This is a genomic window from Halomonas sp. AOP43-D1-4, assembly GCF_052446175.1.
GTDB lineage: Bacteria > Pseudomonadota > Gammaproteobacteria > Pseudomonadales > Halomonadaceae > Vreelandella > Vreelandella citrativorans.
The window spans coordinates 13,511-30,788 of sequence record NZ_JBQSVY010000009.1 but is presented as its reverse complement, the minus strand read 5'-3'; the positions used below and the strand labels follow the sequence as shown (position 1 = coordinate 30,788).

12 protein-coding genes are annotated in these 17,278 nt (G+C 55.0%); 7 read left to right on the top strand and 5 right to left on the bottom strand.

Annotated elements, in window-relative coordinates:
* Nucleotides 1-80: 80 nt before the first annotated feature.
* From infA to aat, 3 genes are all read right to left on the bottom strand, one after another.
* The gene (infA, locus tag ACT3RQ_RS11100) at nucleotides 81-299 is read right to left on the bottom strand and encodes a translation initiation factor IF-1 (protein ID WP_007111068.1); all 219 of its coding nucleotides are present in this window, start codon (nucleotides 297-299) and stop codon (nucleotides 81-83) included.
* A gap of 147 nt (nucleotides 300-446) precedes the next feature.
* The gene (locus ACT3RQ_RS11095; RefSeq protein WP_444680492.1) at nucleotides 447-1,181 is read right to left on the bottom strand and encodes an arginyltransferase; all 735 of its coding nucleotides are present in this window, start codon (nucleotides 1,179-1,181) and stop codon (nucleotides 447-449) included.
* A 39-nt stretch (nucleotides 1,182-1,220) separates the two neighbouring features.
* On the bottom strand, nucleotides 1,221-1,961 hold the full coding sequence (gene aat / locus ACT3RQ_RS11090; RefSeq protein ID WP_444680491.1) for a leucyl/phenylalanyl-tRNA--protein transferase: 741 nt from the start codon (nucleotides 1,959-1,961) through the stop codon (nucleotides 1,221-1,223).
* A gap of 118 nt (nucleotides 1,962-2,079) precedes the next feature.
* Here aat and ACT3RQ_RS11085 point away from each other — a divergent pair, with 118 nt between their 5' ends.
* Together ACT3RQ_RS11085 and lolA are read left to right on the top strand one after the other, a co-directional pair.
* Entirely contained in the window at nucleotides 2,080-5,358 is a 3,279-nt protein-coding gene (locus ACT3RQ_RS11085; RefSeq protein WP_444680490.1) for a DNA translocase FtsK 4TM domain-containing protein, read from the top strand.
* Nucleotides 5,359-5,597: 239 nt separating this feature from the next.
* Entirely contained in the window at nucleotides 5,598-6,251 is a 654-nt protein-coding gene (gene lolA / locus ACT3RQ_RS11080) for an outer membrane lipoprotein chaperone LolA (protein ID WP_087106192.1), read from the top strand.
* Nucleotides 6,252-6,286: 35 nt separating this feature from the next.
* Here lolA and ACT3RQ_RS11075 read toward each other — a convergent pair whose 3' ends face one another.
* Nucleotides 6,287-7,621 carry a replication-associated recombination protein A gene (locus ACT3RQ_RS11075; RefSeq protein WP_444680489.1) on the bottom strand — a complete coding sequence of 445 codons (1,335 nt, stop codon included), beginning with the start codon at nucleotides 7,619-7,621 and terminating at the stop codon, nucleotides 6,287-6,289.
* 304 nt (nucleotides 7,622-7,925) lie between these two features.
* Here ACT3RQ_RS11075 and ACT3RQ_RS11070 point away from each other — a divergent pair, with 304 nt between their 5' ends.
* The 5 genes from ACT3RQ_RS11070 to ACT3RQ_RS11050 all read left to right on the top strand — a co-directional run bounded on the left by ACT3RQ_RS11070 (nucleotide 7,926) and on the right by ACT3RQ_RS11050 (nucleotide 16,720).
* Nucleotides 7,926-8,471: a hemerythrin domain-containing protein gene (locus ACT3RQ_RS11070; RefSeq protein WP_444621838.1), complete on the top strand. Its 546-nt coding sequence runs from the start codon at nucleotides 7,926-7,928 to the stop codon at nucleotides 8,469-8,471.
* A gap of 113 nt (nucleotides 8,472-8,584) precedes the next feature.
* The gene (gene murI, locus ACT3RQ_RS11065) at nucleotides 8,585-9,373 is read left to right on the top strand and encodes a glutamate racemase (RefSeq protein WP_444680562.1); all 789 of its coding nucleotides are present in this window, start codon (nucleotides 8,585-8,587) and stop codon (nucleotides 9,371-9,373) included.
* Between the two features lie 80 nt (nucleotides 9,374-9,453).
* The gene (gene trmA / locus ACT3RQ_RS11060) at nucleotides 9,454-10,569 is read left to right on the top strand and encodes a tRNA (uridine(54)-C5)-methyltransferase TrmA (RefSeq protein WP_172117173.1); all 1,116 of its coding nucleotides are present in this window, start codon (nucleotides 9,454-9,456) and stop codon (nucleotides 10,567-10,569) included.
* Nucleotides 10,570-10,708: 139 nt separating this feature from the next.
* Nucleotides 10,709-15,532: an NAD-glutamate dehydrogenase gene (locus tag ACT3RQ_RS11055; RefSeq protein WP_444680488.1), complete on the top strand. Its 4,824-nt coding sequence runs from the start codon at nucleotides 10,709-10,711 to the stop codon at nucleotides 15,530-15,532.
* A gap of 174 nt (nucleotides 15,533-15,706) precedes the next feature.
* Nucleotides 15,707-16,720 carry a quinone-dependent dihydroorotate dehydrogenase gene (locus ACT3RQ_RS11050; protein WP_444680487.1) on the top strand — a complete coding sequence of 338 codons (1,014 nt, stop codon included), beginning with the start codon at nucleotides 15,707-15,709 and terminating at the stop codon, nucleotides 16,718-16,720.
* 81 nt (nucleotides 16,721-16,801) lie between these two features.
* Here ACT3RQ_RS11050 and rmf read toward each other — a convergent pair whose 3' ends face one another.
* Nucleotides 16,802-17,011, bottom strand: a complete 210-nt coding sequence (gene rmf, locus ACT3RQ_RS11045) for a ribosome modulation factor (RefSeq protein ID WP_087106179.1) — start codon at nucleotides 17,009-17,011, stop codon at nucleotides 16,802-16,804.
* Nucleotides 17,012-17,278: the final 267 nt, after the last annotated feature.

The following is a 17,278-nucleotide window of genomic DNA, read 5'->3' as shown; positions in this document are numbered from 1 at the left end:
CGCCCTGTCTTCGACGGGGCGTTGTCGTATACAGGTAACGGCGCCGTACTGCGTGCTGGCTGAAAAGGCGTTATAAAGGCTTAGCGCGAACGGTAGACAATGCGGCCTTTGGAAAGATCGTACGGCGTTAGTTCCACTTTCACTTTATCGCCCGTCAGAATGCGGATATAGTTTTTACGCATTTTGCCGGAGATATGAGCGGTTACAACGTGACCGTTCTCAAGCTCAACACGGAACATGGTGTTGGGAAGGGTATCAACGATAACACCTTCCATTTCAATATGATCTTCGCGTGCCATATAGGCAGATCCTCACTTATTTAACGTAGTTAGCAAACCAAAACCGTTTCAGGTTTTAAGGGCCAGAAGGCTGACACTTAAGAAACAGCGCTATATTGTGCCGTAAGCCCGTCGTCAAGGCAAAAAAGCTGGCTTAATTTGCTGGCTTTAGCGAATTAAGGGCCGCCAATAACGCCCATCCAGTACTTCAATGGGAGAAAAATCCTGCTTGTAGCGCATTTTACGACACTCTTCGATCCAGTACCCTAAATACAGGTGGGATAGGCCTTTTTCACGCGTCAGCGCAATGAGCTGAAGGATAGCAAGGGTGCCCAAAGAGCGCCTGTCTAGGGCATCGCCAACGCCAAAAAACGTGTAAATGGCCGAAAGGCCATGCTCTAGCTGGTCAAATGCCGATACGGCCACCAGCTCCGAGCCTGCATACATCTCCAGCAAGTAGGCATACGGCTCCTCCAGGGTTAAAAACGTGCGGTACTGTTCACGATTGGGTGGGTACATGTCACCATCGGCATGGCGATGGCGAATATAGTCTGCATAGAGCTCATAGTGCCGCGCCTCATAGCGTGCAGGAACGACGCGAGTGGTGATATCTGCGTTCCGGCGCCACACCTTGCGCTGGGAGCGGTTGGGCGCAAAGGGCTCAACAGGAATACGCACGGACTGGCAGGCATTACAGTTTTCACAGTGGGGTCGGTAGAGATGCCGACCACTGCGCCGAAACCCGAGTAGCGCCAGCGAGTCATATACGCCCCGAACGGGAGACTCTTGCGGGTCAAGAAAAAGCGTTGTCGCTTCTTTGCCGGGTAAATAGCTGCAGGCATGAGGCACGGTAAGGAAGAAGCGCAGATCCCGCACCGGCCGACGCGGAGTATTACTACTCAAAGCTTGCCTCCTTGATAAATTAACCCAACCCAGCCAGCATCACGGGGTGTTATAGCGCGATACCGCTTCTAGCCAGGGGGATGCAGGCACTGACAATGCCTCATGTGATGACACATTAAACGCCGCTTCGGGCAACCACTGTTCAAGATAGTTGATGAACGTCTCTCGGGCGATTGTTGTCGCACCCATGCTTGCAAGGTGCGGTGTGTGCATTTGGCAGTCAATCAACTTGCCGCCATGTGCCTGCATAGCGCCCGCCAAGTGAGCAAGGGCCACTTTGGAGGCATCGGCGATGTTCGAAAACATCGATTCGCCGAAAAATACCGGTCCCATCGCTAAACCATAAAGGCCGCCTACCAATTGGCCGGCGTGATGGACCTCGATACTGTGTGCAATCCCTAGACGGTGAAGCGCTACGTAGGCATTGTACATATCAACGGTGATCCAGGTGCCTGCGTCTTCATCGCGTGGCGCAGCACAGGCATTAATGACGTGTTCAAACTGTTGATTAACGGTGATGTTAAAGCCCCCATTGCGCAGTCGTTTTGCTAAGCTACGCCGCAGCTTGAACTGCTCAGGGCGTAGTACCATGCGCGGATCGGGGCTCCACCATAAAATGGGGTCGTCATCGCTGTACCATGGGAAAATACCGCGCCGGTACGCTTCCACCAGCCAGCGCGGAGAAAGCTCGCCACCTGCTGCCAGCAGCCCATTGGGCGAGTCCATGGCAATGCGGGTAGGCGGAAAGGTTGGGAATGGCGAAGAAAGCCAAGGTAGCATTACTTGCTCCTGTTACTGAGCACTTGATGAGAAGCTCTGTGACGGCGCAAGGATGCTCGGTATGATGCAAACTCGCAAGTGGATTAAAGACACCATTGAGGTGTAAAGGGAGAATCGCTTGAAAGTGAATAAGGCGGTAGACAAGCGAACGCAGCGTAATTCGCGTCAAGCACCATCTTCGGCCTCTTCTGCGCGGGTTAAAGCCGCGAAAGATAAAGCTCGCCGGTTCGGTCTGCGCTTGCAAGGCTCGGTGCGTGAAGGCGTAGTAGTGGTACTGCTGGCGCTGTGCGTTTTTTTATTATTAGCACTGTTTAGTTATCATCCGGAAGATCCTGGTTGGTCTTACCAGGGGCCTGAAACGGACGTTCGTAACTGGATGGGGCCGGTCGGCGCTTGGCTTGCGGATGTCCTGTATTCGCTGCTGGGGGCTAGTGCTTTGTGGTGGCCGGGTATGTTTGGCTTTACCGCATGGTGGCTAATGCGCTCGCGCCAGGTGCGTTTTGAGTTCGACCCCGTGGCGGTTGCCGTACATGCCGGCGGTCTGGTGCTGCTGATGTTTGGCACGACCATGCTGGGAGCGCTGCACTTTTATCATCCTAACAGCATTTTACCCTATGCCTCGGGCGGTATTTTGGGGGAAGGGTTGGTCAACACCCTCAAACCACTGGTCGGCAGTGGTGGTGTGGGACTAATCGCTGCGGCCTTGATACTGATTGGCTTCCCGCTGTTTAGCGGTACGTCTTGGCTGCGGGTGGCGGATGAAGTAGGTCGCCGCTTATGCCGTGTTGGTGGCTGGTTGAGTGCCCGCCGGGAAAAAAGTCGTGAGAAACGCCGCGAGCGCGCTGCGCTGCGCGCCTCTTTAAAGCCTGCGCCAAAAGCGGAAGAGCCTCCGCGAGCACCTAAAGCCAAAACCAGCCGCGATACACATCGTGAACGTCGCGAGCCCGAGTTCTCGGCACCGCTTGCCGCGCAAGAAACGCCTGAGGCGACCAAAAACGACACGTCGATTCCTTGGGCAGCGAGCGCTTTTTCAGCGGCAACGACGGCTGCCGAAACACAGACCAAGCCTACGGTGGTAACGGCCACTGAGCCTGATGCTGTACCACAGCCAGAAGCAGCACCAGAACCCGCGCAAGCGCCAACGCCTGAGGCAGTGAGCCCCGCAGCAGAGCAGAGTGATGAGCCAGTATCGATCAATGCTGATCGCACTTCTGGACTCAATTCAGAGCCACCCAACGCGCGTCAACCTGAGGTCATCCCAGAGCCCACGCCTGACAGCGACGCTGCGCCAGCGGTTGAATCATCAACGTCTGAAGAACCGATGTCATTACGCGCTTCTCGTGAAGACGATGCTGCGGTGCCCGCTGTCTCGCACTTCTTCCGTCAAGAAGAGGGCGCCGAGGAAGCGCAAGACGATGAGCAGGGCAGCGAGCAAGGCGATGAGCGGGATAGTGAACAGGGCTTGAAAACAGAGGGCTTGAAAACGAAAGAGTGGCAGCACGATGACTGGGATGAGAAAGAGCAGGCGGTTCAGGAAGACACGCCTCTGCGCCCTGAGCCTAAGCTAGGCGAGCCCAGGTTAAGCGAGCCCAGGCTAAGCGCGTTTGATCAGCCTGAGGTGGCGCCTCAAAGTAAGCCTTCACTTACCGCTACGCCTCCATATACTGAGCCCCGCCGTGAGCGGGTGCCTGAAGTCGTTCCTGAGCCGGTATGGGAAGAGGATGAAGATGAGCCTTTGCTTAGCCCTACGTCTTTGCCCACCAACACTGCACGCCATGAGCCGACCTTCTCTGCGGATAACGTGGTCAATGAAGCCGACAGCGGGCCGACGCTCTGGACGGTTGAACACCTGCAAAATCAGCGGCCTGCTTTTGAGACGTTGCCAGAACCGGAAGGCGATGTGCCTAGCCTTCAACTGCTAACGCCCGCTGAGCCGCATCAGCCGAACTACACAGACGAACAGCTGGCCGATATGGCAGAGCTGCTGGAAGTGCGGCTGCGTGAATATGGCGTAAAAGCAGAAGTAGTCGATACATGGCCTGGCCCCGTCATCACGCGATTTGAAATCAGGCCAGCGGCAGGGGTGAAAGCGTCCAAAATCAGCAATCTTTCCAAAGACCTGGCCCGCTCGCTAATGGTAAAAAGCGTGCGCGTGGTTGAGGTGATTCCTGGGCGGCCTACCGTTGGGATCGAAATTCCCAACCCGCATCGGGCAATGATTCGTCTGCGTGAAGTCATCGACTCCGAGCGCTACCAGCAGGAAACCTCACCGCTGACCATGGCGCTTGGCCAGGATATCGGTGGCGGGCCTGTGATTGCCAACCTCGGCAAGATGCCCCACCTGTTGGTAGCGGGCACCACCGGTTCAGGTAAATCGGTAGGCGTTAACGCAATGCTGATTTCGATGCTACTGAAAGCCACGCCAGATGAGCTTAAGCTCATCATGGTGGACCCTAAGATGCTGGAGCTTTCGGTCTACGACGGCATCCCGCATCTGCTGGCGCCGGTCGTGACCGATATGAAAGAAGCCGCCAATAGCCTACGTTGGTGTGTCGCTGAAATGGAGCGCCGCTATAAGCTGATGGCCGCCATGGGCGTGCGTAATATTGCCGGTTTTAACGGCCGATTGGATGAAGCCGAGCGCGCAGGTGCTCAGGTAGCCGACCCGCTTTGGGAGCCGCAACCCTGGGAAATGCACCAAACGCCACCAGTGCTTGAGAAGCTGCCCTATATCGTGGTGGTCATCGACGAATTTGCCGACATGTTTATGATCGTTGGTAAAAAGGTGGAAGAGCTGATTGCCCGCCTGGCGCAAAAAGCGCGGGCAGCCGGTATTCACCTGATCCTGGCCACCCAGCGCCCCTCGGTGGACGTGGTAACGGGCTTGATCAAGGCGAATATTCCTTCGCGCATGGCATTTCAGGTCTCTTCACGGATCGATTCTCGTACGATTTTGGACCAGGGCGGCGCTGAAAGCCTGTTGGGTCATGGCGACATGCTGTATTTGCCTGCGGGCTCCGGTCCGCCTAATCGAGTGCATGGCGCGTTTGTTGATGATGACGAAGTGCACCGTGTGGTTGAGGATTGGAAGCGCCGCGGCACCCCTGAATACATTGAGGAAATTTTGTCGGGCGGCGTCTCGGCGGATGCGCTAACAGGGCTTGAGGCAGAAGGCAGTGACGGCGACGATGCTGAACAGGACGCACTGTATGATGAAGCGGTTCAGTTTGTGACCGAAACCAAAAAAGCCTCGATTTCTGCGGTACAGCGGCGCTTTAAGATTGGTTACAACCGAGCCGCGCGCCTGGTCGATGCCATGGAGGCGGCACAGATCGTTTCTGCCATGGGCAGCAACGGCGCCCGCGAAGTATTAGCGCCACCGCCGGTGGGGCATTAATGCCGCAATTAGTAATTCTGCATTTAGTAATCGTGCATTTAGTAATCATGCAAGAAGCGTGAAAATCGCGCCGCGGATGAAACCCCGTGGCGCGTTTCGCGTCTGAAGCATCACATGGACGTTGTTGAAAGTCCTCAGCATTGGTTTATCAGTACTGGTTCATCTGTACTACTTTTATCAGCTTCAATCCGGCAGCGTAGGTCTATTCAACTCGACAACGTATGCCCAGGGAGAACACTATGCGCGACACGCAAACTCTGCTTTCTTCACCCTTGTCATTGGCCGCGGCCGCTCTTGGATTGACGTTTGCTACCCCCGCTGCATGGGCCAATGATGCCGCTGAGCGTTTAACCGAGCGCCTGGAGCCCCTGGAAAGCTATCAGGCGACCTTTGAGCAGCAGATTCTTGATGGTAGTGGCCAGCGTTTGCAAAGTGCGCGTGGCGAAATGTGGCTCTCACGCCCAGGTATGTTGCGTTGGGAAGTCGAAGCGCCTTATACGCAGGTCGTCGTGTCCGATGGCAACGATGTTTATCTCTACGATCCGGACCTTGAACAGGTAACGGTTCAGCCGATGGATGACCGCGTAACGCACACGCCTGCGCTTCTGCTCTCTGGCAGTATCAGTGACCTGACAGCAAGTTATGATGTGGTGTATGAGCAGGAAAGCGGTGAAGATGTGTTCACGCTGATCCCAAGCTCGGCAGACACGCTGTTTGAAGAGTTGAGCATGGTGTTTGACAACGACACGCTCACTGAACTTTGGATGATGGACAGCACTGGTCAAAAAACGCTTATTCGGTTTAGCGATATCACCCAGAACGGGTCCATTGACCGTGGCCTGTTTAACTTCGAAATTCCGGAAGGCACCGACGTTATTCGTGAAGAGCTCTAAAACGTCGGCGGTTTACCCGTGAATGATCAGGCGCCTTAGGGCGCCTGATCTGCTTCCTGGTCACGATTTTCCCGCCAGGCCATTATCTCGCCGAAGCGCTTCTCCTGGCCAAACTGGCTAGGCTCAAAAAAGCGTGCTTTGGGCAAATCCTCTGGCCAGCAGTCGTGAGCGCTACCCGCGGGATAGCCATCAGGCTCGTTATGCGCGTAGCGGTAGCCTTCGCCATGGCCTAGCTGCTCCATAAGCCTGGTGGGCGCATTGCGTAAATAAGTGGGTACCTCTATTTGAGGCTGCTGGCGCGCGTACTGTTTTGCAGCGTTCCAGGCGCGGTCAATTCGGTTGCTTTTGGGTGCCACGGCCAAATGGATGGCTGCATGGGCAATGGCACGCTGGCCTTCGTAGTCCCCCAAGCGAAGGTAGGCGTCCCAGGCCGCTATCACCAACGGAAGCGCACGTGGGTCGGCATTACCTACATCTTCTGATGCAATGGCGCTAAGCCTGCGAACCACATCCAAAGGATCACCACCGCCCTGAATAAAGTGCGCCATATAAAGTAACGCTGCGTCAGGGCGTGAAGAGCGTATGGATTTATGAATCGCTGAGAGTAGGTCGTAATAAGCGTCGCCCTGCTTATCAAATGCGCTTGCCTGATGGCCAATAACGTCTGCCAATACCGACATGTGAAGCACCTCTTGGCCATTCTCTGGCTGGGTAAAGTCACAAGCGGTTTCTAAAAGTCCCAACGCGCGCCGGGCATCGCCCGCACTTGCGTGCGCCAGGGCAGCAAGCACATCGTCCTCCACGACAATCGCACGTTTGCCAAGACCGCGCTGCTCGTCAGTCAGCGCTTGGCGCATGACGGCTATCAGCTCCTCTTGCGAGAGTGCCTTCAAAACGTAAACTCGAGCGCGAGATAGCAGGGCAGAGTTGACCTCGAAGGAGGGGTTCTCCGTGGTGGCGCCAATCAGGGTTAGCAGCCCCGACTCTACGTGAGGCAGCAAGGCATCCTGCTGGCTCTTGTTTAAGCGATGGATCTCATCCAGAAACAGAATCACCGGTGAGGTATGCTGCTGGGCGCGCTCAACCACGGCGCGTATCTCTTTAACGCCAGCCATCACCGCGCTTAAATGCTCCAGATGTGCGCTGGATGCGCGCGCGAGCAGCTCGGCCAGGGTTGTTTTGCCAACACCTGGAGGCCCCCACAAAATCATTGAGCGTACCAGGCCTGCTTCGGCCATGCGACGAAGCGGCTTGTCGTGACCCACCAACGCTTGCTGGCCGACGTAGTCATCAAGCGTCTGCGGGCGCATCCGATACGCCAACGGCGCGTCATCGCTGGGTGTTGCACGCTGAAAGTCGAAAAGATCCATGTAAACTTCCGTTGTAAATCGAGATGTTGAGTAATGAGGTAATCATAAGAGCGTATGGCAAATGGCGTATTGCCCGACTACCTTTTGCATAGCTTCCATAAAAACTGATACAAACGATATGCTTGTCAGGGTGGCGCCTTAAGCGCATGGTGACATCTAACCATAATACGTAGCGGTACCTACATGACGATAGCGCTTAGCCATCGCCCATAGGCGTAGTGTAGTAATACCCGCTTATGATTGCGTGCCCAACGCCACTTCAGAGTTAAGGCGGCAGGCATGACACCACACAGGAGACGGCACGATGTTAAACCAACTGCGTCTAGATCATGCCAACATGGCACGAATGCTTCATGTCTTGCAGCTTAAACAAAAGACCCTGGCTCAGGGTGAGCGGCCCAATTTTCAGCTGATGCGTGAAGTCGTGGATTACATTTTGTCTTACATGGAAGGTTTCGCGGCCCCGTTAGAGCGTATATGCGTTGATCGTTTGGAAACCCAAGCGCCCGAGCATCTGGAATTAATGGAAAAAATGACCAGCGATTATCTTGAGCTCAAGCCACGCCTTCAATTGCTGTCCGACAACATCGATACGATCCTGATGGACAACATCTTGCCGATGGATCGTTTTGCCGAGGACTTAAAAGCTTACCTTGAGGCGCATAGGGCGTATCTACGCCAGGAGCGAGAAGGTCTTTTCCCTCTTATTGATCAATATTTTAGTGAGGAAGATATGCAAGAGCTGCTGCACGCGCTACCAGAAGGCGCTGAGCAGGAGCTTGAGCGCCTGCAACAGGATTACCCAGAGCTTTACGCTGAACTACGCGGCGCGGACATACCCGCGATCTAATCAGCAGAGCGTTCCTTTGGCTGCCAGCGGGGCGTGTTAAACTAGCGCCCCGTGAATGAGCGGCTGATGGAGAAGCAGGTGTGCTTATCAAAGCAAACGGCAAAGGGGTAGTAATGGCGGGCCCCGTGCTGATTTTTGACTCCGGCGTGGGTGGGCTTTCGGTCGCCCGGTCACTGCGTCAGTATTATCCTGATACGGCGATGTGCTACGCCTGCGATAACGCGTGGATGCCTTATGGGCTGCGTGATGACGTAACGCTTTCAGCGCGTATCGTGTCGGTTTGCCAGGCCGCCGTTCAGGCCTGCCAACCAAGCGTGCTGGTCGTTGCCTGCAATACGGCCAGCACACTCGCGCTGGATGGTTTGCGCAACGTCCTGACGATCCCTGTGGTTGGCACGGTACCCGCCATTAAACCCGCCGCCGCCATTAGCCAAACACGCCATATTGGCCTACTGGCTACTCGCGCTACTGTGGGTAGGCCCTATACGCAAAAGTTGATTGAAAACTTTGCCAGCGACTGCCTCATCACCCGGGTAGCCGCCGATGCGCTGGTGCTGGAAGCCGAGGCGCTACTTGGCGGCGGCCAGCCAGACCGCCAACGGCTTCAGCAAGCCCTGGCGCCGCTTTGGCAAACGTCGAGCACTCAGCCACCAGTGGATACCGTTGTGCTGGGCTGTACGCATTTCCCCCTGTTAAAACCCTGGCTTGAAGCACTCGCCCCCACACCCGTGAATTGGATTGACTCCGGTGATGCGATCGCTCGGCGCGTCGGCCAGATCGCGCCGCCGTTAAAAAAAGGGCAAGATGGCCGATTTTTTACCACGGCTTCTGCCGATGCGCTAAGCCCAGGCTTTGCGCAGTTTGGGTTTTCTGTTCCTGGCCGGTTGGCGTTAAGCGCTTAGGGCGCGTATTTTCAGCCTGAGCCGACACGACTGTTATTAGCATTGATATTAATACCGTTTATGAAAAAAGAGGCGCCGACTTGGCTATCCCCGTGATACAACCCGAACGTTATGACGAGCAGCTTGCCGAGAAGCGTGCTTACCTGGAAAGCACTTTTGCGGTGTTTAATCCGCCCGCACTTGAGGTCTTTGCCTCACCGCCCAGTCACTATCGCCAGCGCTGTGAGTTTCGTATCTGGCATGAAGGCGATGATCTTTACTACGCCATGTTTGAGGTCGACCCAGCCGACCCTAAAAACAAGCAGGTCGTGCGGCTTGATCAGTTTGACGTTGCAAGCGAGTCCATCAATGCGCTAATGCCGCGTCTGCGCGAGGCGTTTCTGGCCAGTGACGAACTGCGTCGGCGCCTATTCCAGGTGGAATTTCTCACCACGCTGTCAGGCGAGGCGCTGGTCACGCTGATTTACCACCGCCCGCTAGGTGACGCTTGGGAGCAAGAAGCACGCGCCCTGGAAGCCGAGCTTGGCATTATGATCATTGGCCGCTCACGCAAGCAGCGCCTGGTGCTTACCCGTGACCACGTGTGGGAGCGTTTAACGGTTGATGGGCGCTCGCTTGACTATCAGCAGGTCGAAAACAGCTTTACCCAGCCCAATGCGCATATCTGCCAAACGATGCTGAGCTGGGCGCGTGAAGTGACGGCCGGACGTCAGGATGAAGACCTGGTCGAGCTTTACTGTGGCAACGGCAATTTCACCATCGCCCTGGCCGATAATTTTCGGCGCGTACTGGCCACTGAAATTTCGCGCACGTCGGTCGCCAGCGCTAACGTCAACCTTGAAGCCAACAAGATCACCAATGCTCATGTAGCCCGTATGTCAGCCGAAGAGTTTGCGCTGGCGCTTAAAGGCGAAAAAGGCGGGCGGCGCGTGGCTGAAATGGCATTGGACGAATATCGCTTCTCCACGGTGCTGGTTGACCCGCCCCGCGCTGGGCTGGACGCGCAGAGTTGCCAGCAAATCAGTGAGTACGATCAGATCGTCTATATTTCATGTAACCCAGCAACACTTGCCGAAAATCTGGCGCTGCTCACTAAAACGCACCAGATAGAACGCTTTGCACTATTTGACCAGTTTCCATTCACCGACCATTGTGAATGTGGCGTATGGCTCACGCGGCGCGAGGATGGTCAATAGGGCGCATAATGCGAAAGAGGTATATACCATGAAGAACATGCCAGATGGATAGAGTGATGATCCAGGGTGGCGTAAGCTAGTCGTTATATTGGCCTAAAGGCCTATCGTTCCACGTTTTTTCCGGCAGTCGAGGTGATGGATGCAATACGTTGCGAGTGAAGAGAGTCGGCAAGACCTTTTGAAGCAGCTATTTGAGCGCTTGGAAGCGCGGCTGGAACCGGAGCGAGCAACGGCGATAGAGGCGTTTGCACGACGTTTTTACGCGAGCGTGCCGTTAGAGGATCTTGTTGATCGCCGCTTGGACGATCTTTACGGCGCCACATTATCCATTTGGCAGTTCCTACAGCACCACGATGCGAAGCGCCCTAAAGTGCGCGTTTTCAACCCTGACTTTGAAGAGCATGGTTGGCAGTCGACGCACACATTTGTAGCAGTACTGCATGAAGACATGCCTTTTTTGGTCGACTCGATACGCATTGAACTGAATCGCCAAGGGCTTACCGTCCATGCGATCCAAAATTCCGTATTTGCCGTGGCCCGCAATGAGCAGAATCAGCTGCAAACGCTGACCTCACCTCGTGATGCCAACGCCCCAGAGGCGCGTGAGTCGCTCATCGTTATCGAGGTTGATCGTCATACGGATCCTGACGCGCTGTCGAATATCGAGAAAAAACTCTATCAAGTACTGCGTGATGTACGTACCGCGGTTGATGACTACGACGCGATTACCCGTCAGATCACCGCTGCGATCCAGGAGCTTGAAAAGAACTGCCCCCCGCAAATCGACCCGGACGACCATGAAGAGGCCATCGCCTTTTTAGAGTGGCTGGTTAAGGATAATTTCACTTTCCTGGGGTATGACGAATACCTGTTGGAAGGCGATGAGCTGCAGCGCGACCCGAATAGCGTGCTTGGGGTCTTTCGCCTGGACGATCCACGCTACGATGAGCGCATTCGTGCCGAAGAGGGCATTGACGAGCACGGCAACTATGAACTGGTGCCCCAATTACTCTCGTTTGCCAAAAGCGCCCACCACTCGCGGGTACACCGCCCGACCTACCCAGACTACATTACCGTCGACCGCTACGACGACGACGGCAATGTGATTGGCGAGCGTCGCTTCTTTGGTTTGTTCACCTCGACGGTGTACAACGAGTCGCCGCGCAATATTCCGCTGCTGCGCCGTAAACTAAAAGCTGTCTCGGATATCGCCGGGTTTAATCCCCAAGGGCATAACGGTAAGCAGCTTCTACAGGTGCTTGAAGTTTATCCCCGCGATGACCTGTTCCAGATCAGTACGGATTCACTAGCGCATACCGCGCTGGGCATTCTTGATATTCGGGAACGTCGCCAGGTACGCCTGTTTATCCGTGCCGATGTTAGCGGTAAGTTCTACTCGTGCCTGGTGTTTGTGCCTCGCGATGTGTTTTCAACCGATTTGCGTCAACGCATTCAAAACCTGTTGTGTGACGAGCTTGACGCGCACTTTGGCGATTTTAATACCTACTTGTCAGAGTCGGTTCTGGCGCGTATTCAACTGATTCTACGCTTTAACGGCGATGCACCCAGCCAGTACGACCTTAAACGCTTGGAAAGCAAAGTTGCCCGCCTAGCGCGCAGCTGGCGCGACGAGCTGATGGCCGCGATGATTGAGGGTTTTGGAGAAGAGCGCGCCAATCATCAGATGGAGCAGTTCCAAAGCGCCTTCTCGGCAAGCTATCGCGAAGACTTCAATGCGCGCACCGCAGTATTCGATATACAGCACTTGCTGGCACTGGATAACGGTGAGGCGCTGTCGCTGTCGCTTTATCGGCCGCTGGAAGAGCAGGGCAGTGGCGTAAACCTGAAGCTTTTCCATCGTGGTTCGCCGATCCCGCTGTCTGATGTGTTGCCCATGATGGAGAACCTGGGGCTTCGGGTTATTAGTGAACGCCCCTACGACATTAGTGCGCCGCAGCAGCATTACTGGATTCACGACTTTGAGCTTGAGCACGGTAATAAAGATGTCAGCTTGGGTGAAATGCGCGAAACCTTCAGTGAAGCGTTTAAACGTATTTGGGCGGGCGAAGCGGATAACGACGCCTTTAACCGGCTGATTATTGCGGCAGGGCTGGACTGGCGCGAAGTCGCCATGCTGCGTGGATACGCACGTTATCTCAAGCAAATCCGCTTTGGCATGTCTCAAAACTACATTGCCGCGACCTTGGCCAACTACCCGGCCATTACTCAGTTACTGGTGGAAATGTTCCGTCTGCGCTTTGATCCTGCGCTGGACTCACACGATACCGACGAGTGTATCACGCGGCTTAATGAGCAGTTGGAAGCCGTTGCCAGCCTAAACGATGACCAATTGTTACGTCGTTTTATGGAGCTTATTCAAGCAACACTGCGCACCAACTACTACCAGCGTGCTGAAGACGGCCGCTTTAAAGACTACATCGCCTTTAAGCTTGAGCCTTCCAAAGTCACCGGAATGCCCAAGCCACGGCCGATGTTCGAGATTTTTGTCTGCTCGCCACGCGTGGAAGGTGTCCACCTGCGCGGTGGCAAAGTAGCCCGCGGTGGTTTGCGCTGGTCTGACCGCCATGAAGATTTCCGTACCGAAGTGCTGGGGCTGGTAAAAGCGCAGCAAGTCAAAAACGCGGTGATCGTCCCGGTAGGCGCCAAGGGTGGTTTTGTATGTAAGCGCATGCCTGAAAATGCTGACCGCGAAACGAAGCAGAACGAAGGCATTGCTTGCTATAAAACGTTTATCCGTGCGCTGTTAGACGTGACCGATAATCTGGATGGCAGCGACGTTGTTCCGCCTAAAAACGTGGTGCGCCACGACGAAGACGATGTCTACATGGTGGTTGCCGCCGATAAAGGAACGGCAACATTCTCGGATATCGCCAACGAAATCTCTATCGAGTATGGCCACTGGCTAGGGGATGCGTTTGCCTCCGGTGGGGCGAACGGATATGACCATAAGAAAATGGGCATTACCGCGCGTGGTGCCTGGCAGTCGGTTAAACGTCACTTTAAAAACCTCGGCGTAGATACCCAGCGGGACCTGTTTAGCGTCGTTGGTATTGGTGATATGGCGGGCGACGTATTTGGTAACGGCATGCTGCTTTCCGACAAGATTCAGTTGGTGGGTGCGTTCAACCATCTGCATATCTTTGTCGACCCCAACCCTGAGGCTGATGCGGCCTTTGCCGAGCGTACAAGGCTATTTAACCTGCCGCGCTCCAGTTGGGAGGATTACAGTGCCGAGCTGATTTCGCAGGGCGGAGGTGTCTTTAACCGCAGCGCCAAGTCCATCGCGATTACCCCGGAAATGCAGCAGGTCTTTGGTATTCAGGAAGAGCACCTGTCGCCGAATGAATTGATTCGCGCCATGCTCCAGTCAAAGGTCGACCTGGTCTGGAACGGCGGTATCGGCACCTACGTGAAAGGCTCGGATGAAACCGATGCCGATGTCGGCGATAAAGCTAACGATGCGCTGCGCATTAATGGCGAAGACCTTAACTGCCGCGTAGTGGGCGAAGGCGGCAACCTGGGGATGACTCAACGTGGCCGAATGGAAGCCGCCGCCAAAGGTGTGCGCGTTTACACTGACTTTATTGATAACGCAGGTGGCGTTAACTGCTCTGATCACGAGGTCAATATCAAAATATTGATCGATGATGTGGTGAAGCGCGGCGACATGACCGACAAGCAGCGCAACGACCTGCTGGCAGAAATGACCGATGAAGTTGCCGACCTGGTGATTCTTGATAACTACCGTCAGGCTCAGGCGCTGGACCTCTCCGAGATACTGTCATGCCAAGGCATCGGGCCGTATCGCCGCTTTATCAGCGAGCTGGAGTCTGCCGGGCAGATTGATCGTGAGCTTGAGTTCCTGCCCACCGATGAGACCTTAAAAGAGCGTGCCGCCAATCAGCAGGGCATGCGCTTGCCGGAGCTGTCGGTACTGATTTCCTACGCCAAGAGCACGCTAAAAGACGACCTGATCACCTCCGATGTGCCCGATGATACGTATATCCATCGCCATCTTGAGCGTCTGTTCCCGTCTGTGCTGACAGAGCGCTACCAGACCGAGATGTATGAACACCGCCTGAAGCGTGAAATTGTGGCAACGCAAGTCGCGAATGACTTGGTTGATCACATGGGGGTCGTGTTTGTCCGTCGGCTACGTGACTCCACTGGCGCCGGTCGGGCAGATATTGCACGTAACTATGTTATTGCGCGGGATAGCTTCAACCTGCTGTCACTTTGGGCACAGATTGAAGACCTGGATAACCAGATCCCCAGCGACGTGCAGCACTCCATGATGCTGGACCTGATGCGCCTGATCCGCCGCTCGACACGCTGGTTCCTGCGCCAGCACATGGGGCTTTCGACTCAGGATGCCATTGAGTACTTCGCGCCTCGGTTGGCGCAGCTGCAAGAAGAGATGGGCGAACTGTTAAGCGGCGAAGAGCTTGAGGCCTGGCGCCAGCGTCGGGATGAGCTGCAGGATGCGGGCGTGCCGGAAGCACTGGCCTCTACCGTTGCTGCCGCGCCTAGCCTGTATGCCGGGTTGGGGATCATTCAGGCGGCACGGGTTACCAATGAGAAGCCCCAGCGCGTCGCCGAAGTGTTTTACGAAATTGGCAGCCGTTTGGAGCTTCCCTGGATGAGCCAACAGGTAACGCAGCTCGGTGTGCGTGACGCATGGCAGGTACAGGCCCGGGAAACGTTCCGGGATGATATCGACCGCCAGCAGTTGGCCTTAACCACCAGCGTACTGAAGTTGGAAGCCGGTAGCCGCGATACTCAGGAGCGTGTGGACCAGTGGCTTGAGCAGCATGCTGACCTGCACCGCCGCTGGTGCCGTTTGATTGATGAGGTGCGTAGCGGTAGTGAAGGTGGGTTTGCGCTGTTTGCCGTCGCTGTACGCGAACTGGTGGACCTTGCAGAAAGCGATAGCGAGGCATAACCGCCTAAGCGTTTGCTAACACAACGCATACTTGTTGTAAGAAGTAACCGTGCCTGAGGTAACTCAGGCACGGTTTTTTTGTGCGTAGCTTCTGGTTAAGCGCGAGCGCGGTGCGCTAAAAGGGCAGGATGCGCTATACTCTGCGCCGCCCATTCTCCTGGAGAGACTCTGTCGATGTATTCACTCGCGCGTTCGCTGTTCTTTCGTATTGACCCCGAAACCTCACACGGGTTGGCGCTGGGGGCGTTAGACGCATTACAACGCGTGGGCGGTATTCGCCCTTGGGTGGGCAAGCCAATCGAGGATCCTGTTGAGCTGATGGGGTTGCGCTTTGCCAACCGCGTGGGGCTTGCTGCGGGGCTTGATAAAAATGCCGATCACCTGGATGCGCTCGGCGCGCTGGGTTTTGGTTTTGTTGAAGTGGGCACGGTGACGCCCAAGGCACAGCCGGGTAACGCCAAGCCGCGCTTGTTCCGTTTGGCGAGCCATAACGCCATCATTAACCGCTTTGGGTTTAATAACAAAGGGGTTGAGCACTTAATTGAGCAGGTGAAAAAGCGCCGCTATCAAGGCGTGGTGGGCATTAATATTGGCAAAAATCTGACCACCTCGGTTGAAAACGCCCTGGAGGACTATTTAGCCTGCCTGAATGCCGTTCACCCGGTTGCTGATTATATTACTGTGAATATTTCTTCACCCAATACGCCGGGGCTGCGTACACTGCAGTTTGGTGAGCAACTGGATGCGTTATTAGGGCCAATTCGTGAGCGTAGCCGGTTGCTGGATGCTGAAGCAAACCGCAAGGTACCGCTACTGATTAAAATCGCTCCGGATATGAGCGAAGAGGAAGTCGCGCTCGTGGCCGGTAGTATTGCTCGCAATGAACTGGACGGCGTCATCGCGACCAACACGACCGTTTCCCGTGAAGCGGTCAAGAGTGACCCTCAGGCGGAAGAGGCGGGAGGGCTTTCGGGAAAACCCGTTTTTGAACCCTCTAACGTGATTATTCGTCTGCTGCGTCAGCATCTGCCAACGCTACCGATTATTGGCGTTGGCGGGATTGATAGCGGTGAAACTGCAAAAGCCAAAATTGCGGCGGGTGCTGATTTGGTTCAGCTCTATTCAGGCCTGATGTACCAAGGCCCAGCGCTTGTGAACGAATGTGCCAGCGCGCTAAAAACGCAGTAATTCGTGTGGTTTTGAGGCTAAAAAGCCCGCTTTTAAGCGGGCTCCATGTTCCAAAGTGTAGATTAAGGAAGTTATAACCGGTTAGGTCATGACCATGGGATTCTTGTGGATACCGGAAACGCCGGTCATACCGTCCCATTGGTCTCCGCGACCTTCACGCCAACCGCTCATCCAGTACTCGCGTAAATTAACATCTTGACTGGGACATTCATCACGGGAGCGGCCGATAACACCTGCTTTGTACCCGTGAACATAAGCCCGCTGGAAGCGGTCACGTTTTTGTCGTTTCATTGGCTAACCTCTTTTCATGAAAGCCTTTAATAAGAAATAGTGCACTATGCCTTAGTGGCGTCAGGCTCCTATTTCGAGAGCTAACCTCAAGAGCAGGCAGCCAGCATGGTACTTTTGTCTAGCACTCACGTGCTGAACCGACCAAGCGGCGCCCCAAACAAGCCATAGGTCATAAATGGCCTGGACAAGCAACGCATGCGTTTTTAGTAGCTACTCTCTTATTCTTAGATCAAGATGGGGGCACTTGTCGACCCCCAAATTGTCATA

Excerpts from the sequence above, each read along its gene's own strand:
- infA (WP_007111068.1), bottom strand. The coding sequence starts at position 299 with ATGGCACGCGAAGATCATATTGAAATGGAAGGTGTTATCGTTGATACC.
- aat (WP_444680491.1), bottom strand. The coding sequence starts at position 1,961 with ATGCTACCTTGGCTTTCTTCGCCATTCCCAACCTTTCCGCCTACCCGC.
- lolA (WP_087106192.1), top strand. The coding sequence starts at position 5,598 with ATGCGCGACACGCAAACTCTGCTTTCTTCACCCTTGTCATTGGCCGCG.
- ACT3RQ_RS11075 (WP_444680489.1), bottom strand. The coding sequence starts at position 7,621 with ATGGATCTTTTCGACTTTCAGCGTGCAACACCCAGCGATGACGCGCCG.
- ACT3RQ_RS11070 (WP_444621838.1), top strand. The coding sequence starts at position 7,926 with ATGTTAAACCAACTGCGTCTAGATCATGCCAACATGGCACGAATGCTT.
- murI (WP_444680562.1), top strand. The coding sequence starts at position 8,585 with ATGGCGGGCCCCGTGCTGATTTTTGACTCCGGCGTGGGTGGGCTTTCG.
- ACT3RQ_RS11055 (WP_444680488.1), top strand. The coding sequence starts at position 10,709 with ATGCAATACGTTGCGAGTGAAGAGAGTCGGCAAGACCTTTTGAAGCAG.
- ACT3RQ_RS11050 (WP_444680487.1), top strand. The coding sequence starts at position 15,707 with ATGTATTCACTCGCGCGTTCGCTGTTCTTTCGTATTGACCCCGAAACC.
- rmf (WP_087106179.1), bottom strand. The coding sequence starts at position 17,011 with ATGAAACGACAAAAACGTGACCGCTTCCAGCGGGCTTATGTTCACGGG.